Raw genomic sequence first — 23,910 nt, forward strand, 5'->3', positions numbered from 1 at the left:
AAGGCCGCCGTGCAAGGTTGTTCGGGGCTCCGGCGGGGTGCCGTCGCCCAGTGGCGTCGGGCGTGCGTGCGGAACCCCGAGTGCCTGCGCAACCTCATCCCGGATGCGCGGTTCAGGTGGTGCCGAGGCGGTGGTGCCGGGGCGGTGGTGCCAGGCAGTGGTGCCGCAGCCCGCCAGGGGCCGGGTCTGGTGGCCGGGTTCCCGGGCCCTTGGGCGAACGAGCCCCAGAGGCCAACGACCGTCTGGGGCTCGAACGAGGACTCAGGCGGTTGAGCGGACAGCCTGCCAGGCCAGATTCGCCGCACCCGCCAGCCCGGCGCGTCCCACCAGGGTGCTCTGCTTCACCTGGACCGCCCTGACGAAGGCGAGCCCGGCCACGTCGTCGAGCGCCCGCTCCAGCGGGTCGAACAGGACGGCGCCCGCCGCGGACACACCGCCCCCGATCACCACGGTCGTGACCTCGGCGACAGCGGCCGTGGACGCAACCATGGCGGCCAGCGCCCTGGCGCCGCGCTCGAACGCCGCCACCGCGACCGGATGCCCGGCGGCGGCATCACGCGCGAGCGCCCGCGCATCCGCCTTCACACCCGTACCGACGGCGTCCGCGTCGTCGTCAATACGACCGGCATCCGCCTTCACACCAGCACGGACGCCCGTACGGACTGCATCAGTCCGGTCGACGTTCCCCTTCTCACCGGTACGGCCAACGTCAGCCTGCTCTTGAGCAGGGATGCCACCACCGCCATGTCCGACGTCCGCCATCTCTTGAACGCGATTCACCGTCCCTCCCCGCGAACCCGCAACCGCGTCCCCACCACTTCCGGCGCCGTCGTGAACCCGGAGCCCAACCCCCTCCCTGGAAGGGACTGTGACCTCACTGATCGCACCAGCACCAGCACCAGCACCAGCACCAGCACCAGCACCAGCACCACCACCACCAGCATCTGGATCGCCGTCCCCGTCCCCGTCCCCGTCGCCGTCGCGAAGGACCGTCCCCGCTCCGGCAGGTCCGCTCGTCACACCGCTCGCCGCGTCGTCGGAGCGCGCAACGGTCGCCTGCCCCGCACCGTCGGCGAGCTGCCCGCCGGGTCCGGGTGCTCCGCCCGCCGGGTCGGTGACGCGTACGGCGGCATGCGACTCGGAGCCGTCGGTGAGGGGGGCTCGTCCGGAGCCCGCGCCAGCCGGTGCCCCGGTGTGGTCGGCGGTGGTGTCCTGATCGGGGGGAGCGGTGGTGGGGGACCAGCCGTTCTCGAGAGCCCAGCGGACCATGTTCGGACCACTGGAGTAGTGCTCCACGCATCCACGGCCGCCGCACTCGCAACGTTCGCCGTAGGGGTCGATGCTCATGTGGCCGACATGTCCGGCGTTTCCGGTGGGGCCCAGGAGCGGGGCGCCGTCGATGACCAGGCCGCCGCCGATTCCGGTCGACACGACCACGCCGAGCAGCGACGTGCATCCGCGCCCTGCTCCCAGCCAGTGCTCGCCGAGTGCGAAGCACTGCGCGTCGCCCGCGAGCATGGTGGGGAGTCCGGTCAGCCTCCGCACCTCCTCCCGCAGCGGGAACCCCCGCCAGCTCGGCATGTTCACCGGGCTCACGGTTCCCGAGGCGAGGTCCAGCGGGCCGGCACAGCCGATGCCGACCGCTTGGGGCGGCGGGCCGCCGTCCGTGACCTCCGCGATCAGGGCCGCGAGGGCGGACATGACCTCTGTACGAGGCGTCGGCCGGGTAGCGGAACGCAGGATGGAACCGGCCTCGTCCACCAGTGCGGCGGCGAGCTTGGTTCCTCCGATGTCAATGGCAAGTACGCAGTTCATCAGTGTTTGTGGTGGTTGTCGGGCTGGCGGGGATCGCCAGGGTGCTCCAGGCCGGGGACGAGTCTTACCTTCTTGGCGCGCATGTCGTCGAGCCACCGCGCGAAGGCCTGCCGACGTGCTGCCGCGACGAGGTGGGGGTCGTGGGTTTCGTCGGCGTGTGGTCTGTGATCGGGCGCCTGCCGGCCGGCGCTCTCGGGTGGGGGCGTCCGTGGGTCGGTGGGTGGAGCCTGTTGGACGGTGGGCGTGGGCATTGGTGCGTACGTCCTGGGGTCGGGTGCGGGCGCCGGCTGGTACGCGCCGGGGGTGGGCGTCAGCCGGGAGGCCGTGGTGGTGGTCTGCTGGGGGTCCGGTTCGGGGGTCGCGACCGCGACGTGCCAGCCGAGGGCGTCCTCGACGGGGCCGACGAGCGTGTCGTACGGGTGGCTTCGGAGGGCTTCGGCGATCGTGCCGGGCAACGAGTCGAGCTCGACCGGGCCGAGCCGCTCCAGGTCCGCTTCGGTGGCCTCGCGTGCCAGTTCGGGGTCGGTGAACAGGCGGTGGCGTACGAGGTGGCGAGGGGTGCGCTCGGGGGACGGCGGCCGTCGCCACTCCGGAGGAACGGTCACCGCGGCGGTGACGTGCTGGAACACGGCTCGAACCCATGGGCTGCCGTTGTAGGCGGCGGCGTTGATCGAGCCGAGTTCCACAGCGGCCACCCGATCGAGCACCTCTGGACGGACATCGGTCTGGTCGAGGGCGCTGGGTTCGAGGGGGGCGTGGTCGGGGGTGGGGCGATCGAGGGGTGCGGGGTTCGGGAGGGTGCTGCTGAGGGCGGTCGGAGCGGGGGCGGGCCGGTCGGGGAGGGCTTTGCCGGCGGTGGTCTCGTGCGGTGAGGGTCGGTCTGGTCGGGGTCGGGGTGAGGTGGGTGGGTGTGGTCGGGCTGGGGTGGATGGGTCGGGTTGGTGGGGGGACAGGCCGAGGGTGGTGGCGGTGGACTCGCAGAGGGCTTCGGTGAGGATGACCTGGGTCAGCCAGCGGGCGAGCTGGCGGTCCTCCGAGCTGCCCGGCACCGGGAGGGCCGAGCTGAGCGGGCCGTTGCGGAGGTCGGCGATGCGCCGGTCCAGGAGCTCGCGGGGGACCGGACGGTCGTCGATCCAGCCGATCGCGGTGGTCATCGGGCAACCTCCAGGCGCATCGCCGGGGAGTATTGGCAGCGGCCGAACCACATGACCTTGGCCAGGGCCCAGGCATGGCCGGTCGGCTGGTCCTGCGGCACCTCCACGGCGAAGGACACCTCGATCGTCTCGCCTGCCGGGACGGTGAAGCCCTGGATGACCCGCGGCAGCATGGCCCAGGTGCCCCACGGGGAGGCCAGCTGGGCCTCGCCACGGATCTCGTCCGACGTGGTGTTGGTGAGTCTCAGCGTGAGAGCCGTGCGGTCGCCGGGGTGGAGGGAGACGGTGTCCGCGACCGTGGCGACGGCCAGGCCGGTGGAGCGGGCCTCGGCCGACTTGGTGCCCCGGACGGCGGTGCCGGACTGCGGCGGTGGGCCGTCGGCGGGGAGCTCGGGGGCGTCGCCGATGGCCACGGTGGTGATGTCCTCGATGAGCTGGCCGGCTGCGAGGGTGCGGGCGGAGACGAAGTGCAGCCCGGGCCCGGACGGTGAGGGGGCGGGCGTCACCGTGACCGGGAAGCGGAGGTGGCCGCCCGGGGGGAGGCGGAAGGGGCGCTGGGCGGGGGTGGCGGTCCAGCCGTCCGGGACGAGGAGGTCCACCACGCCCTCGTGGGGTTCGTCCGTGAGGTGGGAGGAGAGCACGACCTCCGCCTCGAAGGGGCCCTCCTGGTGAGTGATCAGGCCTGGGGTGATGGCGATGGAGACCGGGAGGTAGCCCAGAGGGGCGGGGCCCTTGTTGTGGAGCCAGTAGCGGCTGTAGACGGGCTGGGCCGGCTCGGTGGTGGAGGCCAGCTCCGGCTGGGGAGGTGAGGGTGGGACGGCGGCGAGGTAGGTGGCGATCTCGAAGCCGGTGAGGTCGAGGCCGGGGTTGGCCCCTTCGAGGGAGGCGGGTGCGGTTGGGGCTGCGGGCGGGGTGGTGCGGCGTTCCAGGAGGTCGGAGCGGGTCAGGGTGTGCAGGGTGAGGACGGGTGAGGTCAGCTCGGCTCTGGAGCCCAGCCCCGTGGATTCGACCAGGCGGATCGTCACCGCCGGGTCCTGCTGGGACGGGTGGTCGCCGGTGCGGCCGTGGGCGTGGGGGTTGCCGGTGGACTTCAGGGTGCCCAGGAGGACGTCTCGGGCCGGGGCGATCGTGAGGAGGGAGTGGACCTCGGGGAGGTTGCCCGGTTGCGGGGTTTCCACGAGGCGGGGGAGCAGCGGGGTGATGTGCTCCTGGGCCGTGGACGGCAGGCGCAGGGCGCGCCAGTCGCCTTCGCCGGCCACCAGGGAGTAGGAGAACTCGTGGGTCCAGTGCTGGAGCTGGAAGCCCGAGCCGTCAGGGGTCGTGCGGTGGGGCGGGTCCAGCCAGATGCCGGAGGGCCAGCCGGTGCACGAGCGCATGAGCGACAGGTGGAGCGCGCCGGACGGGTCGACCGCGAAGCCGGGAAGGCCGTAGGCGAGGAGGGCGACCGTGCGGTTTTCCAGGTGTTCGGCGCCCAGGGGGCAGACGGCCTCGATGGTGGCGTCGGACAGGTCGGCCACCAGGTCGGCGATGGGGTCGGTGACGATCAGGGCCGGAAGGGCGCGCAGATCGCGCAGGTCGGCGCTGGGCTGCCAGACCTCCGGCAGCGGGCGCTCTGCGGGGACCCAGACCCGGGTCGCGCCCGACTTCAGGGCCTCCAGGTAGGACACGTCGGCGCGGGCGAGGAGCTCGGCGGCCAGCGGATTGGTGTCGGGGCCGCCCAGCACGATGCGTACGTCGGGAAGGTTGGAGTCGACGTCGAGCCAGCCGTACCGGGTGCCGTGGGCGGCGGACGTCGTGGCGGTGACCCCGGCGCGGGCCAGCGCCACCACGAGGTCGCGGGCCTGCGGGGCGTCCTCCAGCGCGGGCACCACCACCTCGGCCACGCCCAGCGCCCGCGCGCCCGCCTCGCCGAGATCGACCTTCGCGGTGGCCGACAGGCCGAACCAGGTGTTGGCCGGGTTGTCCAGGGTCCACGGGTGCTCGGCCGTGTCCACGTCGGGCAGCGCGAAGCCGCGCCCCACGACGGCGCCCGAGACGTCGGACACCGGCAGCGCTCCCTCGACGCCGGCGGGGAACCGGACCCGCAGCAGGCGGTCGGCGCCGGTGTGGTCGAGGACGCGGGTGGTGAAGTCGATGCGGTCGGAGCCGGTCAGCAGCGTGACGGTCTGCTCGTAGGTGATCTCGCCGACCTGCCCGGTGACGGTCAGCCGCCGGCCGATCGGGCTCGTCTCCGTGGTCGTGGTCGCCGCGCGGGTCTCGGCCGAGCCCACGACGTGGCCGGTGGGGATGAGATGCCACGGGCCCTCGCCCATGTCGGGGTGTTGCGGGTATTCGTCGTAGAGGCGCAGCTCGTTGCCCGGGCCGGTGAGGAGCTCCCTGCCGGAGGCGCGGTCGAGGATCGAGGTCAGGGCGCCGCCGAGTGAGGGGTCGGCGGTGATCTGCCAGCGGTCGTTGTCGATCGTGGCGGGGGCCGGCTCTTCCGGGGCGGGGGAGCGGTGCCAGGTCTCGGGGACGCCGGGGACGATCCGGTAGGTGCGCCAGCCCATGGACGGGACGTCGTGGGCGAGGAACGTGAGGGTGCCGCCCTCCGCGACGGCGGGGACCGGGCTGCCGGCCGGGTCGGCCAGGGTGTGGCCGGCCGGGAGCACGATCTTGGCCAGGCCGTCGCGGGCGAAGGGCAGGGTGTTGGTGACCACGACGCTTCGCCCGTCGAGCGCGATCCGGGTGGTCAGCGCCGCGAGGGCGTTGTCGCGGGCCTCCGTGGCCAGGTCGTAGGCCTCTCGCCAGCCGGTGAGCAGGTCGATGTAGACCTGGTCGGACTCCGAGCCGGTGATGGCGTCGTGGTGGGCGCCGTAGGCGAGCTGCCGCCACACCTTGTCGAGCGCCGTGTGCGGATAGCCGCCCAGGCCCAGCACGGACGCGAACGTCGACAGGCGTTCGGCGTCGAGGGCGGCCACCTCGGCGGCGCGCTGGGCCTGCTTGGTGTCGATGTAGGAGACGTCCTTGCCGGTGTAGACGGGGTTCATGTCGCGCGTCTGGGGGCTGAAGGACGACATGTCAGCGCGTACGGCATCGAGGAAGTCTCGTGGGGTGGCACAGACGAACCTGGGCCAGACGTAGCGGGAGGCCCACGTGCGGTGGATGTCGGTCACCCACTTGTTGGGCGGGGTGTAGTCGGTGCCGACCGGGAGCAGGATGTTCTTGGTCGCGGCCACGGGCTTGAGCGAGCGGTAGAGGTCGTGGACCGCCCGGCACGCCTCCTCCAGGGACGGCGAGGAGTCCGTCCACCATCCGGCCGAGTAGTGGGCGGGCATGTAGTGGGTCAGCACGCCCTGCCCCGACGGCGAGATCCACTCGAACTCGCTGGGGAACTGCATCAGCGCCGCGTCGTTCTTGGCCTTCTTGAAGTTCTTGCTGATCGGACCCCACTGGTGGAACGGCCCGCGCGCCCACGCGCTGCCGGTCAGCCCGGCCGCCGCGAGATAGCCCGGGAACTGCGGATCGTGGCCGAACACGTCGAGCTGCCACGCGGTGCGCGGGTCGCCGCCGAGGATGTCGCGCTGGTAGCCGATGCCGTAGACGAGGTTGCGGATCGTGGTCTCGGCGCCGGTCAGGTTGGTGTTGGGCTCGTTGTAGGTGCCGCCGACCAGCTCGACCCGGCCCTCGGCCATGAGGGCGCGCAGGTCGGCGCGGCGCTCGGGGTGGGTGTCGAAGAACGGCTTGAGATAGTCGACCTCGGCCAGCACGAAACGGTAGTCGGGATCGCGCAGGGCCAGCTCGATGTGCGCCTCGACCAGCGCGAACGCATTGCGCTCCCAGAGCGGCCTGGTCGTGGCGTCGGCGGAGAGCAGCTCCCACGGGCTGGTGTAGGCGGCCTGCGTGTTCCACCACACCGGGTCGTAGTGGAAGTGGGACACCATGAACATCGTCCAGCCCGGCTCCTCGACCGTGACGCCCACCTCCAGGGACCCCTCGTCGCCGGCCAGGGTGAGCAGGCACGGCACGGTGGTGCCCGGCGGCGCCGACACGGACAAGGGGACCTCGAGCACTCCGGCGGCCGGGGGAACGGTGACCGGGCCGGCCAGGCGCACGCCGTCGCCGCGCAGCTCCAGCGACGACTCGTGCTCTCCCTCGGCGACGGTGACGCGCAGGACCTGGCGGGGCTCGTCACGCGAGCCCACGAAGAGGTCGGTCGACTCGGCGGACAACAGGCGGAAAGGCAAGGGGGACCTCCGTGCACTTGTTGCTGGCGCCCGTAACACTAAGCCCTTCCAAGATCAATGACAACGATGTCAACGACTGGCTGTGGATAACCCGGGTTGACTGCCTGGCGTCTGTGGATAACTTCGCGATCCTGGCCGAGGAAGAGTGCCGGGGATCGGCGGTCAAGGGGGACGGGAAGGGATCGGCGGGTGGTGGGCGGGCCTGCCGGGCAGGCATGGAAGGATTGCGGCATGAGCGCAGTGAAACTCGATGGCAAGGCGACCGCCGCCAAGATCAAGGCAGACCTCAAGAAGCGGGTGGCCGCGCTCAAGGAACGCGGGGTCGTGCCCGGCCTGGGCACCGTGCTCGTGGGCGACGACCCGGGCAGCCAGATCTACGTCGCCGGCAAGCACCGCGACTGCGCCGAGGTGGGCATCGCCTCCATCCGCGTCGACCTGCCGGCGACCGCCACCCAGACCGACGTCGAGGCGGCCATCGACGAGCTCAACGCCTCCCCGGCGTGCACCGGCTACATCGTGCAGCTCCCGCTGCCCAAGCACCTCGACACGATGGCCCTGCTCGAGCGCATCGACCCGGCCAAGGACGCCGACGGCCTGCACCCGGTCAACCTCGGGCGGCTCGTCCACATGGTCGACGCCCCCCTTCCGTGCACGCCGCACGGCATCGTGCTGCTCCTGCAGGAATACGGCGTGCCGATCAAGGGCGCCGAGGTGGCCGTGGTGGGTCGCGGCATCACGGTGGGCCGCTCGCTGGGCCTCCTGCTGACCCGCCGCAGCGAGAACGCCACCGTCACCCTCTGCCACACCGGCACCCACGACCTGGCCGCCCACGTGCGCCGCGCCGACATCGTGGTGGCGGCGGCCGGCGTGCCCGAGCTCATCACCCGCGACATGGTCAAGCCGGGCGCGGCGGTGCTCGACGTGGGGGTCTCCCGCGTCGAGGGCAAGATCGCGGGGGACGTGGCGCTGGACGTGGAGGAAGTCGCCGGATACCTCACCCCCAACCCGGGTGGCGTCGGGCCCATGACCCGCGCTCTGCTCCTGTCCAACGTCGTGGAGGCCGCCGAACACCGCCTCCGGTAAGGCGCGCCTCCGTCATTTGACGGAGGTGGCGGCCGGCCCGCCGTTCCAGGATGGTCCTCAAGGGCTCTACCAGCGCTTACGCCGGTAGGGCAGGCCCGAGAGGAGATGTCCATGGAGCTGGACGGGCTGGTCGCCGTCGTCACCGGCGGCGCCTCCGGTCTCGGCGCCGCCATCGTCGGCCGCCTGGCCTCCCGCGGCGCGCACGTCGTCTACGGCGACCTGCGCGACCGCGACGCCGAATCCGCCGGGTTCCCCCAGGACCGTACGCTCCACCACCCGCTGGACGTCCGTGACCGGCATTCCTGGCAGGACCTGGCGGCCCGGGTCCGCACCACGTACGGCCGCCTCGACATCCTCGTCAACAACGCCGGCGTGAGCGCCCGCAAGAACCTGCTCGACACCACGGACGACGACTGGGACCGCGTCCTGCGCACCAACCTGTGGGCCCCCTGGACGGGCATCCGCACGTTCGTCGAGGACCTCACCCGCAGCCCGCACGCCTCCGTCGTCAACATCGGCTCCATCTACGGCCACATCCCGCCCCCGCCGCCGCCCTCACCCCCGTCTTCGGTCGCCTACCAGGTCAGCAAGGCCGGCCTGCACATGCTGACCAGGACCGCGGCGGTGGAGCTCGCCCCCAAGGGCATCCGGGTCAACAGCGTGCTGCCGGGCGTGTTCGTCACCCCGCTGCTCCAGGAGCTGTCCGGCGAGCAACTGCGCCCGCGGATAGAGCGCGCCCCCATGGGCAGGCCCGGCGACCCCGCCGACGTGGCCGCGGCCGTCGCCTACCTGGCCTCCCCCGAAGCGTCGTTCGTGACCGGCGTGCTGCTGCCGGTCGACGGCGGCTACACCGCGTCGTGAATGCCCCGAAACCCCCCATGAGTGAGAGGTCGCGATGAGCGGCGACAGCGCCACAGCATCCACCGTCAGCACCCCCCGAAGCTCCAACCTGCGCGCCGTCGTGGCGGGCAGCTTCGGCAACGTCATGGAGAACTACGACAACCTCGTGTACGCCTACACGGCGGCCACGCTGGGCAAACTGTTCTTCCCGGAGTCGGACGGCATCGTCGGCACCCTGTACACCTTCGCCGTGTTCGCCGTCGGCTTCCTCATGCGCCCGCTCGGCGCGATCACGTTCGGCCACGTCGGCGACAAGTTCGGCCGCCGGATCGCGCTGGTCGTCAGCGTGCTGCTGATGGGCGCGGCCACGACCCTGATCGGCCTGCTGCCCACGTACGAGAGCATCGGCGTGCTGGCCCCGCTGCTGCTGGTGATCCTGCGGATGGTGCAGGGCTTCTCGGTGGCCGGCGAGTGGGCGGGCTCGGCGGCGTTCCTGGTCGAGTACGCCCCGGAGCGCAGGCGCGGCTTCTTCGGCAGCTTCAACCAGGTGTCGACGGCGGCCGGGTTCCTGCTGGCGTCGGGCGTCGTCGCGCTCAACAACACGATCTTCACCGAGCAGCAGGTCACCGACTGGGCCTGGCGGGTGCCGTTCCTGCTGTCGGCGCTGACGGCGGTGGCGGCGCTCTGGCTCAGGTACGGCCTGGCCGAGACCCCGGCGTTCACCGAGGAGCGGGCCAAGGGCACGACCGCGAAGAGCCCGCTGCGCGAGGGCCTGCGCACCCAGTTCCCCGGCATCGCCCGCGGCTTCGGGTTCACGATGTTGTGGACGGTCGCGTACTTCTTCTTCCTCACCTACCTGCCCACCTGGCTCACCGACGTGGCGGGCGTGGACGCGGGCGTGGCGCGCGCCTCGAACCTCGTCGGCCTCGTGACGCTGACCGTGTGCATCGCGGCGTTCGGCGCGCTGTCGGACCGGATCGGGCGCAAGCCGCTGCTGCTGTCCGCCGCCGTGGGCTTCCTGGTGCTGAGCTGGCCCGTCATGGCGCTGATCCAGAACGGCGGGGTGGCGGGGGTGTTCCTGGGGCAGATCGTGATCGGGGTGATCCTGGCGATGTTCTCGGGTCCGGGGCCGGCCGCGCTGTCCGAGCTGTTCCCCACCAAGCTGCGCTATTCGACGATGTCCATCGGGTACAACTTCGCGGTCATGGCCTTCGGCGGCACGGCCCCGTTCGTCGCCACGGGCCTGGTGCAGCTCACCGGCTCGGGCATGGCGACGGCCCTGCTGCCGATCGTGTCCGCGGCGGTGACGCTCCTGGTGCTGCTCGGCATGAAGGAGAGCGCGCACCGGAGCCTGGGCTAGAGAGGAGCGGACCGACATGCTGATCGCGGTCGAGGGCACGTACGAGGAGATGGGCGCCGAGCTGGGCCGCCGCACGAGCGAGCTGGTCGCACGCAGCGTGGAGACGTACCTGCGCCGCTTCCGGGACCAGGCCGGGCTGACCGGCGCGGACGTGCGCCGCTGGGGCGCGACCTACCTCGACGTGGCCAGGGGCTACGACGCGAGCATCGCCGCCATGCTCGAAGGGCTCGCGGCGGGCGCCGGACAGCCGGTCGAGCACATCACCGCGCTGAACGCCCGCACCGAGATGTTGTACGGCACCGGCTACCGCGACGAGGGCTGCACCTCGGTCGCCGTGCTGCCCAGGCACACCAGGACGCGCCACACGCTGCTGGCCCAGAACTGGGACTGGCATCCCGAGCAGGGCCCGGTCACGTTCCTGCTGGCGACCAGGGACACCGAGGGCTTCGCGGTGCTCACGCTGGCCGAGGCGGGCATGCTGGCCAAGTCGGGGCTCAACTCGGCGGGCCTGGGCGTGTGCGCGAACCTCCTGGTCTCCGACCGCGACACCGGCGGCCCCGGCGTGCCGTACCACTACCTGCTGCGCGGCGTCCTGCAGTCCAGGACGATGAGCCAGGCGCACCGCAAGGCGCTGGACGTGCCGCGGATCTCCTCCGGCAACCTGCTCATCGCGGACGCCGGGGGCGAGGCGATCGACCTGGAGGTGGCGCCCGACGTGTTCGGGACGCTGCTGCCGCGGGACGGGCTGATCACCCACTCCAACCACTTCCAGTGCCCGCTGCCGCTGGTGGACCGGAAGGCCGCCACGTCGGCGCTGACGCTCCTGCGGCCCACCCGGGCCAGGCACCTGCTGGAGGACGCCGCCGAGGCCCGGGATCTGGAGCTGGCCGACATCGTCGCCGCCCTGCGCGACCACTACTCCTACCCCGACAGCATCTGCCGCCACGTCGATCCGGACGTGGCGAAGGGCGAGGAGGTCGCGTCCGTCTACTCCGTGCTGATGGACCTCGACGTTCGCGAGCTGTACATCGCGGCGCACCCGCCGTGCGAGCGGCCGTACGAGCGGTGGCGCCTGGACGACCTGTTCGAGCCCGGCGCGGTGCCGGAGATCCGCTTCCCGACCGAGGAGGAACATGCCTGACCGCTCGACGATCTGCCTCACGTTCGACTTCGACGCGATCTCGCTCTGGCTGGCCCGGGGGATGACCTCGCCCGGACCGGTCTCGCGGGGCGAGTTCGGGGCGCACGCGGTGCCGCGGATCCTCAAGATGTTGCGCGAGCGCGGCATCACCGCCACGTTCTTCGTCCCCGGGCACACCGTGGACACCTATCCCGCCGAGTGCGCCGCCATCGCGGAGGCCGGCCACGAGATCGCCCTGCACGGCTACGTCCACGAGGCGGTCTCCAAGCTGGACCGGGACGGCGAGATGGCGGCGGCCACGAGGGCCCGTGACTCGATCATCAAGGTCACCGGCTACGAGCCCGCCGGCAACCGCACCCCGAGCTGGGACTTCACCGCCTCCACCGTGGACGTGCTGCTGGAGCTCGGCTGCGAGTACGACTCCAGCCTCATGGCCACCGACTACACCCCCTACTACGCCAGGCGCGGCGACGTGGCCGACCCCGACGGGCCGTACCGGTTCGGCGAGCCCACCCCGCTCGTCGAGCTGCCGGTGTCGTGGTCGCTGGACGACTATCCGCAGTTCGAGTACCTGCGGCTGGACAACGCCGTGCTGCCGGGCCTGCGCGACCCGGCGAGCGTGTTCCGCAACTTCCTCGACGACGTGGACTACATGGTGCGGGACGTGCCCGGCGGGGTGTGCGTGCTGACGTTCCATCCGCAGGTCATCGGGCGCGGGCATCGCCTGATGGGGCTCGAACGGTTTCTCGACGCCTGCCTGGACCGGCCGCTGGACTTCCGTACGTGCCTGGACACCGCCCGGGCCTTCCGGGCGGCGTGATGCGGGCCCTGGTCATGGGCGTGTGCGGCGGGATCGGCTCGGCCGCGTGCGCCGCGCTGGCGCGGGCGGGCCACGAGGTCGTGGCGGTGGACTCGCCGCGGTCGGACGTCGCCGAGCGGTACGCCCGGCCCGTGCCGGCCGACCTCGCCGAGCCCGGCGCGGCGCGGGCCGCCGTGCTGCGCGGGTGGCAGGAGCACGGGCCGGTGGACGCGCTGCTGCACGTGGCCGGCCTGTTCCCGGCGCGGCGCGCGCTGGAGACGACGGAGGAGCTGTTCGACGCGGTGATGGCGGTCAACACGCGCTCGGCGCTGATGGCCGCCACGGCGCTGGCCGACCTGTGCGTACGGCACGCGCGCCCGGCCACCGTCGTGTTCACCAGCACGGGAGGAGCCCTGCGCCCGCGCCCCGGCACCACCGTCTACGCGGCATCGAAGGCGGCCCTGGAGGCGGTGACCAGGGGCCTGGCTCTGGAGCTCGGCCCCCTAGGCGTGCGGGTCAACGCGGTCGCGCCGGGCTTCGTGGACGTCGGGTCGGCGCTGAACCCGGTGCCGGACGACTACGTCGAGGCCCTGCGCGAGGCCGCTCCGGCCGGCCGCGTCGGCACCCCGGAGGACATCGTGCCCAGCCTGCTCTGGCTGTGCTCGCCGGCCTCGGCCTGGGTGAACGGGCACGTGCTCGCGGCGGACGGCGGCGCCGGGCTCGGCTCGCCTACCATGCCCTCGTGGCTGGCAGCGGCCGGAACCGGTGCCGCGCCAGCTCCACGGGGGAGATGACCCGGCTCTTCCCGTCCTGGACCTGATGGACGAGGTGGGCGTGGGCCAGGGAGGCGTCGAACGTGTCGTCGGGGTAGGCCAGGGCCCGCTGGCCCCGGCCGCCGAAGTAGTACGGCCCCGCGGCTCCCCGGTGCACGCCCTCCCGCAGCGACCGCACCACCGCCCCGAAGTCCCAGGGCCGCCCCACGGCCGACCAGGCCCCGGCCAGCATGTGGATCATGTCGTAGTGGATCGCCGCGCTCCCGCTGCCCGGCTCGTCCCCGTGGGCCCGCCGGTACCGCTCCATGAACCTGGCGCTCACCGGGTCCCCGTACGTGCCGATCACGGTGGACCACAGCAGGCCCTCCGCCAGCCCCTCCATCCGCTCCTCGAAGCCCGGGATCGTGGGCGTCCACACCGTGTGGACGAGCGAGCGGACGCCGCTCTTGCGCAGCTCCCGCAGGAAGAGCCGGAGCTCGTCCTCGACGTACGTGCACACCAGCACCGCGGCCGGATCCCCGGCCTGCACGGCCGCGACCACCGCCGGCCACGGCACGCCCGTGTCCGGGACCGGCACCATGGCCGCCAGCTCCCAGCCACGCGCGGCGGCCAGCTCGGCGAGCCCGTTCGCCTGCACGGGGTCGTAGCCGTCCTCGCGCATCACGGCCACCACCCGCCGGTTGCCGGGCCGCCACTGCCCGGACTCCGCGAGCAGGTCCAACGTCCTGATAAATCCGGACAAGTAGGCGGTCTCGGTCGCGCACACCTGGAACGTCTGCCCAAGCACGCCCGGATTGTCGTGCACGTGCTCGGCAATCGAAGGAGTCACCATGGAGTGCAGCAGCGGCGCCCGGTACTCGGCGGCGAGCGTGATGGCGCCGAGGTGGTGGCGCGGGCTGACGTTGCCCAGGGTGATGGCGTCCACGTCGTGCGAGCGCAGGTAGTCGACGGCACGCAGCAGATCGCCGTCGGTGTCGCCGGACACCTCGATCGCCAGGTGGTCGATCCGCCGCCCGGCGACGCCGCCCCGGGCGTTCAGCTCGTCCACGGCGATCGCCGCGCCCCGCCGCATGGCCAGCGCGTCGAAACGGCGGGGGCCGTCGAGCGGATAGATCGCCCCCAGCCGGATCGGCCGCCGCGCCTGCTCGCGGGGAGCCCCGGCCCGCCGGACCTGCCCACCGGATGCCTCCCGGGTCACCCGCCCGACGGCGGTGATCTCCATCCCCTCGGGCGCCGCGAACGGCGCCAGCAGCGCCTCCTCCGCCATGGCCAGCGCGGCGGCCGCCGCCCGGGTGGGCGCGCCCAGCTTGGCCAGCACGTTCTCGACGTGCGTGGCCACGGTACGGGTCCCGCACCCCACCCGCGCGGCCGTCTCCGGGTTCGTCATGCCGACGGCCACGCACGTCAGCACCTCGTGCTCCCGCTGGGTCAGCCCCCAGGGCGCGGCACACCGCCGCGCCTCCAGCCCGGTCACGGGCCCGCGCTCGGTGCCGTGGCTCTCGACGGTCACCCGGTAGAGCCGGCGATCGGCACCCCGCCAGTAGTAACGCAGCGTCCCCGGCCCCTCGCCGGCCGCCCGCTTCGCGTGTCCGACGAGGGAACGGTTGCGCGCGAAGAACGCGCCGGCGCCGGTGAGCACGCGCTGCCCGGCCTCCACCGTGAGCCTGGCTCGAAACTCAGGCTCGGCTTCGAGACGTTTCCCCATTTCGCGACGATACCGGGCACATACCGGACACCGCCATGCTGGCTCTAGAACGGATACCTGGCGATGTCCCCCTGCATGGTGACCCACTGCGTCTCGGTGAAGGCGTCGATGTTGGCGCCCGCCCCGCCGAACCGGGACCCCGTCCCCGAGGCCCCCACCCCGCCGAACGGCGCCACCGCCTCGTCGTCCACCGTCTGGTCGTTGATGTGCACGATGCCCGTCGGCACCAGGTCCGCCAGGGCCAGGCCCTTCATCACGTCCCGGGTGAGGATGCCCAGCGACAGGCCGTACTCCGAGTCCCCCGCCAGCGCCGCCGCCTCCTCCAGCGAGGAGAACGTCGTCACCGGCGCCACCGGCCCGAACACCTCCTCCGCGTACGCCGGAGCGCCGACCGGCACCTCCGCCAGCACCGTGGGCCGGTAGAACAGCCCCTCGTACGTCCCGCCGGCGGCCAGCCGCGCCCCCGCCGTCACGCTCTCCGTGACCAGCCGGTGCACGCGGTCGCGCTGCCGGGCGTCGATGAGCGGGCCGAGCGCGACCTGCCCCGTGGCCGGGTCGCCGACCGGCAGGTCCGCGGCCTTGGCGGCCAGGCGCTCCACGTACTCGGCGGCCACGGCCTCGTGCACCAGGTGCCGGCCGGAGGTCATGCAGATCTGGCCCTGGTGGAAGAACGACGCCCACGCGCCCGCCGACACCGCCGGGTCGAGGTCGGCGTCGTCGAAGACCACGAGCGCGGAGTTGCCGCCCAGCTCCAGGTGCACGCGCTTGAGCGAGCGGGCCGCCGCCTCCCCGACCCGGCGGCCGGCGGCCGTGGAGCCGGTGAAGGAGATCACCGGGATGTTCGGGTCGGACACCAGAGCCTGACCGGCCTCGGGGCCGCCGGGCAGCACGTGCAGGAGGCCGTCGGGCAGGCCGGCCTCCTCGAAGACGCGGGCGATGGCGTAGCCGCCGCAGACGGCGGTGCGCTGGTCCGGCTTGAACACCACCGCGTTGCCCAGCGCCAGGGCCGGGGCGACCGACCTGATGCCGAGGATGAGGGGGAAGTTGAAGGGCGCGATCACGCCCACGACCCCGGCCGGCACCCGCCGGGCGAAGCTGAGCCGCTTGCGGGAGGTCGGCAGCACCTCGCCGAGCGGCTGCGAGGCCAGCGCCGCCGCCTCGTAGCACTCCTGCGCCGCCACGTGCGTCTCGAACGCCGCCTTGCCCGGCACGCCGCCGGACTCGCGCACGACCCAGTCCTGGATCTCCAGCGCGTGCTCCTCGAACAGCCGCCCGGCCCGCCGCAGCAGGGCGGCCCGTTCCTCGTACGGCGTGGCGGCCCAGGCCCGCTGCTCCTTCCTGGCGCGTACGGCCGCCGCCGCCACGTCCTCGGCGCCGGCCGTACCGGCGCGGCCGAGCTCGTCGCCGGTCGCGGGCTCGACGACGGCCACGTCGCCGGCCCGCGAGGCCGTCCAGGCACCGTCGAAGATCAGTCCCGTCCAGATCTTGGGGTCAAGGAACGTCATGGTGCGCCTCCTCAGGGCTGGAAATCCGGATCCACGCCCACGGCCACGTCGAGCAGCAACGGGCTGTCGCGGGTGGGGAGCGTGGGCATGACGTCGTCGAGAGCCGTGGTCAGCTCCTCGTACGAGTCCACGCGTACGGCGGGACACCCGAGCGACCTGGCCAGGCCGCCCATGTCCACCTCGGTGAACGGCGGCCACGGCCCCTTGCCGCCCTGCTGGTCGGCCAGCCGGTCCATGACCGCGTAGCGGCCGTTGGCGAGCACGACGAACAGCGCGCCCACCCGGTAGTGCGCCGCGCTCCACAGGGCGTGCAGGCCGTAGAGCGCGGACCCGTCGCCCACGACCGCGACCACGGGCCGGTCGGGGAGCGCCATCCGCAGGCCCACGGCCGCCGGGACGGCGAACCCGAGCCCGCCCATGGCCGCCGAGACGAAACCCAGCGGGTTCCTGGCGGGCACCAGCCGGTGCAGGTCGGGGCGCGACGAGGGCGTCTCCTCGATCAGCGCGGCGTCGCGGGGCAACCGCCTGGCCAGCTCGCGCAGCACATGCGCGGGCCGCAGCGGCTCCGTCGCGGGTTCCTCCGCCTCCGCCCGGGCCCTCGCGCCGCCCCGCCCCGATAACGGCAGCAGGGCGGCCAGGCGATCGCAGACGGCCCCGGGCGAGGCGAGCAGGGCGAGGTCGGCGGGGCTGCGATGGGCCACCGCGGGATCGTCCGTCACCAGCGCGACCACCGTGCCCGGCCGCACCAGCGGACCCGGCACGTACGGGTACTGCCGGAACACCGGCGCTCCCACCGCCAGCACCACGTCGTGGGGCCCCAGCCGCTCCCGTAACCGCGCCCGGTCGGCCGGCAGCACCCCGAAGTACTGCGGATGGTCCTGCGGGAACCCGGCCCGCCCGCCGAACGACTCCTGGTACACCGGGCACCCCAGCCGCTCGGCCAGCGCCACCAGCGCGTCCCACCCGTCGCCCACGCCCGCGCCCGCCACGATCGCCGGCGTACGCGCCCCCGCCAGCAGTTCCACCAGCGGCGCGAGGTCGGCGTCGGCCACGGCGGACGGCCGCAGCAGCCGCCGCGGGGCCGCCAGGACCTCCCCGTCGAAGGGCGCCACCCAGTCGTCCATCGGCACCACGACCAGCGCCGGCCCCCGGAACGTGCCCGCCTCGTGGAAGGCCCGGGCCACCGCGCCCGGCACGTCCTGGGCCCGCACCGGCTGGTCCACCCGCACCGGATAGTCCCCGGCCAGCCCGCCCAGCCGCCCGGTCAGGAACGGCTCCAGCGCCAGATGCCGCCGGTCCTGCTGCCCGACGAGGATCACCAGCGGCACCCGGTTCTCCCGGGCGGTGGCGATGGCCCCGACGGCGTTGCCCAGCCCGGCCGTGGTGTGCAGGACGGCCAGCGCCGGGGCATCGCGCCCGATCGCCCACCCGGTGGCCATCCCCACCACCGACCCCTCGTGCAGGGCCAGCACGAAACGCAGGTCGTCCGGCAGCCCGGTCAGCAGCGAGACCTCGGTCGAGCCGGGATTGCAGAAGAGAGTCGTGAGCCCGTGACGCCGCAGCACCTCGAAGACCGCGTCCCTGACACTCGTCACAGCGCCCCCCTCGGCCGCCGGAGCCGCCGGTGGGCGCGCTCGTGGGGCTCCACCAACCGGGGCAGCGAGCGCGTCGTGAGCTGGTCGATCCGCAGGTCCTCCAGGTCGGCTCGGGGCTGCGCGCCGCCGCGGGCGGTCACGAGCGGGGTGGCGAGGATCAAGGGGGCGCGACGCACACTGGCTCCCATTTCTGTTCGCGATGCGCACATGTATTCTCTGACCGAACAACCCCGTATCGCGGAAGCTACGCTCTTGTCGGCTCCTGTCAAGGGGGATCACATGGTCGATCATGTGCAGTCGCTGGCACGCGGGCTCGCGGTGATCCGGGCGTTCAGCGCCGCGGAGCCCGAGCTGACGCTCAGCCAGGTGGCCCGCGCGACCGGGCTCAGCAGGGCCGCCGCCAGGCGCTTCCTGATCACGCTGACCGACCTCGGATACGTGCGCAGCGACGGGCGGCTGTTCGCGCTCACGCCGCGGGTGCTGGAGCTGGGCTACGCCTACCTGTCCAGCCTGTCGCTGCCCGAGGTGGCCGACCCGCACCTCGAACGGCTGGCCGCCGAGGTCCGCGAGTCGGCCTCGGTCGCGGTGCTCGACGGGGAGGACGTCGTCTACGTGGCGCGGGTGGCCACGGCCCGGATCATGCGGGTGACGATCAACATCGGGACCCGGTTCCCGGCGTACTGCACGTCGATGGGGCGGGTGCTGCTGGCGGGGCTGACGCCCGAGGCGCTGGAGGCCTACCTGGGGCGGGCGGAGCTGCGCCGGCTCACCTCACGGACGATCGTCCTGCCCGCGGCGCTGCGCTCGGAGCTGGACGAGGTCCGGGGGCGGGGGTGGGCGATGGTGGACCAGGAGCTGGAGGAGGGGCTGCGCTCGATCGCGGCGCCCATCCGCGACCGTACGGGGCGGACGGTGGCGGCGGTCAACGTCTCCACGCACGCCACCCGTACGAGCCTGCAGGCGGCCGTCCGCGACCTGCTCCCCCCGCTCCTCGCCACAGCCGCCAAGATCGAGGCCGACCTGGCCGCCCTCTCCGTCACCCGCACCTGAGCGCCTCCGCCACGCCCACCGGGCCGCCGGAAGGCGCCCTTCCGTGCCTTCCGGGTCGGCGGCTCAGCGGTTGCGGTACCGGTCCGTGGCCTCCCGGGTGGCCCGGATGGCCGCGTCCGCCGTGTCGTACCGCCGCTGCGCCAGCCCCACGAAGATGCAGTCCACGATCAGCAACTGGCTGATCCGGCTGGCCAGCGCCCCCGGCCGGAACGCGGTCTCCCGCCCCGCCGACACCAGCGTGTGATCCGCCAGCTCGGCCAGCGACGACCGCGGGTTGTTGGTGATGGCCACCACCAACGCGCCCGCCTCGGCCGCCGTACGGGCGGGCACCAGCACGTCGGGCGTCTCCCCGCTGCAGCTGATCGCCACCACCACGTCGCCTCGCCGCAGCAGCGCGGCACTGGTCAGCGCCAGGTGGGCGTCGCTGAACGGATGGCTGGACAGCCCGATCCGCAGCAGCTTCTGCGACATGTCCGCCGCCACCAGCCCCGAGGCCGCCACCCCGTACACGTCCACCCGCCGGGCGTCCGAGATCGCCGCCACGACCTCGCCGAGCCGGTCCGGGTCGAGCTGGGCGGCGGTGTCGGCGAGCGCCTCGGACTCGGCCCGCGCCACCTTGGCGATCACGTCCGTCAGCGGGTCGTCGGGCGCCAGGTCCCCGGGCACCAGCCGCTCCGGCTCCTTGGCCACGGCCGCGGCCAGCGCGAAGCGCATCTGCGAGTACCCGGCGAAGCCCAGGGCCCGCGCCGTGCGGACGATCGTCGCCTCGCTCGTCCCGGACACCGCGCTGAACTCGGTGATCGTGCTCCGCACGACCAGCCCGGGGTCGTCGAGGATGAGGCGGGCGATGGACTGGGCCGCCGGCGTCAGGGAGGGCAGCACGGCGCGTACGGTCGCGACGGGGTTCGCCGGCTCCGCGGTCACTGGAGCAGCCATTCCGCCGCGGCCACCGCGGACACCCGGGAGACGCCGTGGGTGGCGACATGGGTCACGCCCTCGGGCGGGGCCGGGATGCCGGTGTCGACCACGATCACGTCGGGCCGGATCGCCAGGGCCCTGGCCACGGTGTCGCGTACCCAGGCGTGCCGGGCGGCGTCGTGCACCACCAGCACGACCGGCCGGTCGTCGAAGGCGGGCAGCTCGCCCTCCGGCTCCATCTGCACCCGCGCGGTGTCCGGCAGCAGGGAGGCGAGCGCGGCCGTGATGCCGGTCGGCGTGGCGGGGTCCACGGCCTGGTTGAAGCGGGTGTTGACCTCGACGACCAGCGGCCCGCGGTCGAGCGCGGCGGTGCCGGCCGTGGTCAGCGCCGCCCTGGCGGCCCGCAGGCCGACGCCCTCGTCGACGTCGTGGCGGGCCTTCTCGCGCAGCGCCGACCGGTCGGCGTACCAGGTGGACAGGGCTCGTACCCGCGCGGCCGCCTCCGCCAGGCGTTCCTCGGGGAGCGTGCCGTCTCGCACCGCCGCCACGATCGTGTCGCGGATCTCGCGCAGGCCGTCCTCGGTGGTCAGCCCGACGCAGATGGCGTCCACGCCGGCGCCGAGCGCGCGCACCGCGATCTCGCCGGGGGAGTACATGGCGGCCACCGCCCGCATCTCGATCGCGTCCGTGACGAGCATCCCGTCGAAGCCGAGCTCGTCCCTCAGGAGCTCGGTCATGGCGGCCCGGCTGAGCGTGGCCGGCGCGGACGGATCGAGGGCGGGGATGAGCAGGTGGCCGGACATGATCGAGCGCACCCCGGCGCCGATCGCGGCGCGGAACGGCGGGAGGTCGCGCTCGTGCAGCAGCTCGCGGGAGGCGTGCACGGTGGGCAGCGCCAGGTGCGAGTCGGTGACGGTGTCGCCGTGGCCGGGGAAGTGCTTGGCGCAGGCGGCCACGCCCGCGCCCTGCACGCCGTTGACGTACGCGACGGTGTGGCGGGAGACCAGCTCCGGCGTGGGGCCGAACGAGCGGACGCCGATCACGGGGTTGGCCGGGTTCGCGTTCACGTCGGCGGAGGGGGCGTAGTCGAGGGTGATGTCGAGATCTGCGAGCATCCTGCCGATCTGGCGGCCCACCTGCTCGGTGAGCTTCACGTCGTCCACCACGCCCAGCGCCCGGTTGCCGGGGAAGGAGCTGCCGGTCCTGACCTCCAACCGGGTGACCGCGCCGCCCTCCTCGTCGATCGCCACGACGACACCGGGATTCTCGGCGCGCACCTCCCGGACGAGCCGCTCGCCGATGGCGTTGCGGGCGAACAGCACCACGCCGCCCAGACCCTCGCCCAGCGCGCGGCGCAGCCAGTCGGGGGCGGAGGTTCCCTCGAACCCCGGATGCAGCACCGTCATCGCCAGTCTGTACAGGTCACCGCTCATCGGCATTTTCCTTCACAGTTGTTGATCTGAAGGTAATTTTCTGTCATCGTCGCCTTCGATACAACCACTTCCGAGAGGCCACCCCCCATGCCCAGCAGAAGGACTCTCCTGAAGGGTCTCGCCCTCGCCGCCGCCGCTTCCGCCGTCCCGCTGCCGGCTTTCGCGGCGGCGGACTACGTTCCGCCGCTGCGCCAGATGCGCGGCATGTGGATCGCGTCCGTGGTCAACATCAACTGGCCGTCCAAGCCCGGGCTGAGCGCCGACCAGCAGAAGGCCGAGTATCTCGCCTGGCTGGACGTGGCCGTCAGTCGCGGGCTCAACTCGGTGTTCGTGCAGGTCAGGCCGACGGCTGACGCGTTCTGGCCGTCACCGTACGAGCCGTGGTCACAGTATCTGACCGGCACCCAGGGGCAGGACCCCGGTTACGACCCGCTCGGCTTCGCCGTGGAGGAGACGCACAAGCGCGGCCTGGCCTTCCACGCCTGGTTCAACCCGTACCGCGTCTCGATGCAGGCCGACCCGGCCAAACTGCACCCCGACCATCCGGGCCGCAAGAACCCCGACTGGATCCTGCCGTTCGGCGGCAAGCTCTACTACAACCCGGGCATGCCCGAGGTGCGCAAGTTCTGCCAGGACGCCATGATGGACGCGGTCACCCGCTACGACATCGACGGCCTGCACTTCGACGACTACTTCTACCCGACCAACACCACGGCCTTCGACGACGCCGAGGAGTTCGCCGAATACGGCGCCGGCTTCCCCGACCTGGCCTCCTGGCGGCGCCACAACGTCGACCTCATGGTCCAGGAGATGCAGCAGCGCGTGCTGGCGGCCAAGCCGGAGATCGCCTGGGGCATCAGCCCGTCCGGCATCTGGCGCAACAAGGGCACCGACCCGCTGGGCTCGGAGACCAACGGCGGCCAGTCGTACGACAACCTGCACGCCGACACCCGCGGCTGGGTCAAGAAGGGCTGGCTCGACTACATCGCGCCGCAGCTCTACTGGTACATCGGGCAGCCGCCGGCCGACTACTCCAAGCTCGTGCCCTGGTGGTCGGACGTCGCGAGCGGCACGAACACGCTGCTGTGGATCGGGCAGGCCGGGTACAAGGCCGGCGACCCCGCCCAGGCGGCCGAGTGGCAGGTGCCGAACGAGCTGTCCAGGCACCTGACGCTCAACCGGGACCACCCGGAGATCAGCGGCGACATCTGGTACAACGCCAACGACGTCAAGGTGGACCGGATCGGCTCCATCTCGACCGCGGTCAACGACCACTACCAGCGGCCCGCGCTCGCTCCCGTGCTGCCCAGGCTGGCCGACGGCGAGCCGCCCCGGCGGCCGGTGCTGGCGTACGCGCTGCGCCGCTCGGGCGGGGTCGAGGTACGGGCCGTGGCCACCGGCAGGGACGAGCCGTTCCTGTTCGCCATCTTCCGGTTCGACCGGCACGCCGGCGCCGGCGCCTTCGCCGACGCGCGGAACCTGGTCGCGATCGTGCCCGGCGACCGGCAGATCCGCTGGACCGACCCCGACGGCAAGCGTGGCGACCACTACTACGCCGTCGCGGTGGACCGGGCCAACAGGACCAGCAAGCCGAGCAACGGATTCAGGGTGATCTGAGAGCGTGCTACGCCTGCGCGCGTCGCCGGCCACTTTCCTGACCGGCGACGAGCCCGGCGCACGCCCTACGGGCGGACGCCGCTGCTCGAAGCCGTCCCGGCTCTGCCAGGGCACGGTGGACGCTCAGGTTCCGACGCTGCCGGAACCCCTCGCCGAAGCCCCGGTCGCGATCCGATCCTAAGAAGCCCTGTGCCCCTATGAAGCCCTTCGCCCTGCGGCGGAAGGCTGCTCGGCAGAGGCTCCCGACGACCGCTGCGGTGGCACCACAGGGGTCGGGCGCACCAGACCGAGCGCGACGACCTCGTTGGCCAGTCGCGTGCGCCGGTTGGTGCCCTCGGGAATCCTGAACTTCTGGTAGAGCCGCAGCAGATGCTGCTTGACCGCGGCCTCGGTCACGACCAGGTCGTCGGCGATCTCGCGTGCGGTCGCCGGAGCGACGAACGCCTCGTCCGACAGTGCCGGCCTGCAGAGCGAGGTCAGCACATCGACCTCGCGCCTGGTCAGCTCGGGCGCGGCCGCCCTGCGCAGCTCGACCTCGGGGGTGAAGTCCTCTCGGGGGACTCCACCGATTCGACCCCGGGCCGCGCCGAAGGAAACGACGTCGCCGTCGTCAAGGACCCTCCGGGCGATCGGCCTGCCATTCACCCGTGTGCCGTTCCTGGACAGTCCCAGGTCGACGACATACAGGTAGGGTCCTCGTCTGACGAACTCGGCATGGAGTCGAGACACGCTCGGATCGGTGAGCCGGATGTCAACACCCCGGCCCCTTCCGACCGTCGTGATCTCGGGGCGCAACGGGACCACCTCGCCAGTGTCCTCGATGCGTATGAACGGCCCCTCCACGGCAGTTCCTCCCCAGGTAGCCCGCCGTAACTATTACTACAGCTCCGGCTTACCCA

18 protein-coding genes are annotated in these 23,910 nt (G+C 72.8%); 8 read left to right on the forward strand and 10 right to left on the reverse strand.

Features of this window, described 5'->3' with window-relative positions:
* Positions 1–261 precede the first annotated feature (261 nt).
* From ACBJ59_RS47820 to ACBJ59_RS47830, 3 genes are read right to left on the reverse strand one after another with little or no spacing between them, the layout of a single operon-like run.
* A complete protein-coding gene (locus tag ACBJ59_RS47820) occupies positions 262–1,815 on the reverse strand; it encodes an ROK family protein (RefSeq protein WP_375116683.1) in 1,554 nt (517 codons plus the stop codon).
* Positions 1,815–2,969: a hypothetical protein gene (locus ACBJ59_RS47825; RefSeq protein ID WP_375116684.1), complete on the reverse strand. Its 1,155-nt coding sequence runs from the start codon at positions 2,967–2,969 to the stop codon at positions 1,815–1,817. Before ACBJ59_RS47825 ends, ACBJ59_RS47820 begins: the two co-directional genes overlap by 1 nt.
* Positions 2,966–7,192 carry an NEW3 domain-containing protein gene (locus ACBJ59_RS47830; RefSeq protein WP_375116685.1) on the reverse strand — a complete coding sequence of 1,409 codons (4,227 nt, stop codon included), beginning with the start codon at positions 7,190–7,192 and terminating at the stop codon, positions 2,966–2,968. The genes ACBJ59_RS47825 and ACBJ59_RS47830 overlap by 4 nt, the downstream gene beginning before the upstream one ends.
* A 231-nt stretch (positions 7,193–7,423) precedes the next feature.
* Here ACBJ59_RS47830 and ACBJ59_RS47835 point away from each other — a divergent pair, with 231 nt between their 5' ends.
* From ACBJ59_RS47835 to ACBJ59_RS47860, 6 genes are all read left to right on the forward strand, one after another.
* Positions 7,424–8,275: a bifunctional methylenetetrahydrofolate dehydrogenase/methenyltetrahydrofolate cyclohydrolase gene (locus ACBJ59_RS47835; protein ID WP_375116686.1), complete on the forward strand. Its 852-nt coding sequence runs from the start codon at positions 7,424–7,426 to the stop codon at positions 8,273–8,275.
* A 111-nt stretch (positions 8,276–8,386) separates the two neighbouring features.
* Positions 8,387–9,136, forward strand: a complete 750-nt coding sequence (locus ACBJ59_RS47840) for an SDR family NAD(P)-dependent oxidoreductase (RefSeq protein WP_375116687.1) — start codon at positions 8,387–8,389, stop codon at positions 9,134–9,136.
* A gap of 34 nt (positions 9,137–9,170) precedes the next feature.
* A complete protein-coding gene (locus tag ACBJ59_RS47845; protein ID WP_375116688.1) occupies positions 9,171–10,475 on the forward strand; it encodes an MFS transporter in 1,305 nt (434 codons plus the stop codon).
* Positions 10,476–10,491: 16 nt separating this feature from the next.
* Entirely contained in the window at positions 10,492–11,616 is a 1,125-nt protein-coding gene (locus ACBJ59_RS47850; RefSeq protein ID WP_375116689.1) for a C45 family autoproteolytic acyltransferase/hydolase, read from the forward strand.
* Positions 11,609–12,436 carry a polysaccharide deacetylase gene (locus ACBJ59_RS47855; protein WP_375116690.1) on the forward strand — a complete coding sequence of 276 codons (828 nt, stop codon included), beginning with the start codon at positions 11,609–11,611 and terminating at the stop codon, positions 12,434–12,436. The genes ACBJ59_RS47850 and ACBJ59_RS47855 overlap by 8 nt, the downstream gene beginning before the upstream one ends.
* Positions 12,400–13,209: an SDR family NAD(P)-dependent oxidoreductase gene (locus tag ACBJ59_RS47860; protein ID WP_375116691.1), complete on the forward strand. Its 810-nt coding sequence runs from the start codon at positions 12,400–12,402 to the stop codon at positions 13,207–13,209. The genes ACBJ59_RS47855 and ACBJ59_RS47860 overlap by 37 nt, the downstream gene beginning before the upstream one ends.
* Here the strand turns inward: ACBJ59_RS47860 and ACBJ59_RS47865 are convergent.
* Genes ACBJ59_RS47865 through ACBJ59_RS47880 form a run of 4 tightly spaced genes read right to left on the reverse strand, consistent with a single transcriptional unit; the run spans position 13,145 to position 18,169 of the window.
* Positions 13,145–14,893, reverse strand: a complete 1,749-nt coding sequence (locus tag ACBJ59_RS47865) for an ABC transporter substrate-binding protein (protein WP_375116692.1) — start codon at positions 14,891–14,893, stop codon at positions 13,145–13,147. The two genes, ACBJ59_RS47860 and ACBJ59_RS47865, sit on opposite strands and share 65 nt — an antisense overlap.
* A gap of 44 nt (positions 14,894–14,937) precedes the next feature.
* Positions 14,938–16,398, reverse strand: coding sequence for a benzaldehyde dehydrogenase (locus ACBJ59_RS47870; protein ID WP_375116693.1), 1,461 nt, complete (start codon positions 16,396–16,398; stop codon positions 14,938–14,940).
* An 11-nt stretch (positions 16,399–16,409) separates the two neighbouring features.
* Entirely contained in the window at positions 16,410–17,993 is a 1,584-nt protein-coding gene (locus ACBJ59_RS47875; RefSeq protein WP_375116694.1) for a thiamine pyrophosphate-dependent enzyme, read from the reverse strand.
* Positions 17,990–18,169 (reverse strand): hypothetical protein, encoded by a 180-nt coding sequence (locus ACBJ59_RS47880; protein ID WP_375116695.1) that lies wholly within the window; start codon positions 18,167–18,169, stop codon positions 17,990–17,992. Before ACBJ59_RS47880 ends, ACBJ59_RS47875 begins: the two co-directional genes overlap by 4 nt.
* Positions 18,170–18,272: 103 nt before the next feature.
* Between ACBJ59_RS47880 and ACBJ59_RS47885 the strand changes: the two genes are divergently transcribed.
* A complete protein-coding gene (locus ACBJ59_RS47885) occupies positions 18,273–19,043 on the forward strand; it encodes an IclR family transcriptional regulator C-terminal domain-containing protein (protein ID WP_375116696.1) in 771 nt (256 codons plus the stop codon).
* Positions 19,044–19,106: 63 nt separating this feature from the next.
* On the opposite strand, the gene ACBJ59_RS47890 is transcribed toward ACBJ59_RS47885, so the two are convergent.
* Positions 19,107–19,967: a MurR/RpiR family transcriptional regulator gene (locus tag ACBJ59_RS47890; RefSeq protein WP_375116697.1), complete on the reverse strand. Its 861-nt coding sequence runs from the start codon at positions 19,965–19,967 to the stop codon at positions 19,107–19,109.
* Complete coding sequence (locus ACBJ59_RS47895; RefSeq protein WP_375116698.1) at positions 19,964–21,394, reverse strand: glycoside hydrolase family 3 N-terminal domain-containing protein; 1,431 nt, start codon at positions 21,392–21,394, stop codon at positions 19,964–19,966. The genes ACBJ59_RS47890 and ACBJ59_RS47895 overlap by 4 nt, the downstream gene beginning before the upstream one ends.
* A gap of 87 nt (positions 21,395–21,481) precedes the next feature.
* On the opposite strand from ACBJ59_RS47895, the gene ACBJ59_RS47900 reads away from it, so the two are divergent.
* Positions 21,482–23,011, forward strand: a complete 1,530-nt coding sequence (locus tag ACBJ59_RS47900) for a glycoside hydrolase family 10 protein (RefSeq protein ID WP_375116699.1) — start codon at positions 21,482–21,484, stop codon at positions 23,009–23,011.
* Positions 23,012–23,206: 195 nt separating this feature from the next.
* On the opposite strand, the gene ACBJ59_RS47905 is transcribed toward ACBJ59_RS47900, so the two are convergent.
* Positions 23,207–23,854, reverse strand: coding sequence for an FHA domain-containing protein (locus ACBJ59_RS47905; RefSeq protein WP_364112676.1), 648 nt, complete (start codon positions 23,852–23,854; stop codon positions 23,207–23,209).
* Between the last annotated feature and the right edge of the window lie 56 nt (positions 23,855–23,910).

This window comes from Nonomuraea sp. MTCD27 (genome assembly GCF_041950495.1).
Lineage (GTDB): Bacteria > Actinomycetota > Actinomycetes > Streptosporangiales > Streptosporangiaceae > Nonomuraea.

Bases quoted from the DNA above. Each gene is read 5' to 3' on its own strand.
- ACBJ59_RS47865 (WP_375116692.1), bottom strand. From the start codon at position 14,893: ATGGGGAAACGTCTCGAAGCCGAGCCTGAGTTTCGAGCCAGGCTCACG.
- ACBJ59_RS47855 (WP_375116690.1), top strand. From the start codon at position 11,609: ATGCCTGACCGCTCGACGATCTGCCTCACGTTCGACTTCGACGCGATC.
- ACBJ59_RS47895 (WP_375116698.1), bottom strand. From the start codon at position 21,394: ATGAGCGGTGACCTGTACAGACTGGCGATGACGGTGCTGCATCCGGGG.
- ACBJ59_RS47845 (WP_375116688.1), top strand. From the start codon at position 9,171: ATGAGCGGCGACAGCGCCACAGCATCCACCGTCAGCACCCCCCGAAGC.
- ACBJ59_RS47840 (WP_375116687.1), top strand. From the start codon at position 8,387: ATGGAGCTGGACGGGCTGGTCGCCGTCGTCACCGGCGGCGCCTCCGGT.
- ACBJ59_RS47870 (WP_375116693.1), bottom strand. From the start codon at position 16,398: ATGACGTTCCTTGACCCCAAGATCTGGACGGGACTGATCTTCGACGGT.
- ACBJ59_RS47825 (WP_375116684.1), bottom strand. From the start codon at position 2,969: ATGACCACCGCGATCGGCTGGATCGACGACCGTCCGGTCCCCCGCGAG.
- ACBJ59_RS47835 (WP_375116686.1), top strand. From the start codon at position 7,424: ATGAGCGCAGTGAAACTCGATGGCAAGGCGACCGCCGCCAAGATCAAG.
- ACBJ59_RS47850 (WP_375116689.1), top strand. From the start codon at position 10,492: ATGCTGATCGCGGTCGAGGGCACGTACGAGGAGATGGGCGCCGAGCTG.
- ACBJ59_RS47820 (WP_375116683.1), bottom strand. From the start codon at position 1,815: ATGAACTGCGTACTTGCCATTGACATCGGAGGAACCAAGCTCGCCGCC.
- ACBJ59_RS47900 (WP_375116699.1), top strand. From the start codon at position 21,482: ATGCCCAGCAGAAGGACTCTCCTGAAGGGTCTCGCCCTCGCCGCCGCC.
- ACBJ59_RS47885 (WP_375116696.1), top strand. From the start codon at position 18,273: ATGGTCGATCATGTGCAGTCGCTGGCACGCGGGCTCGCGGTGATCCGG.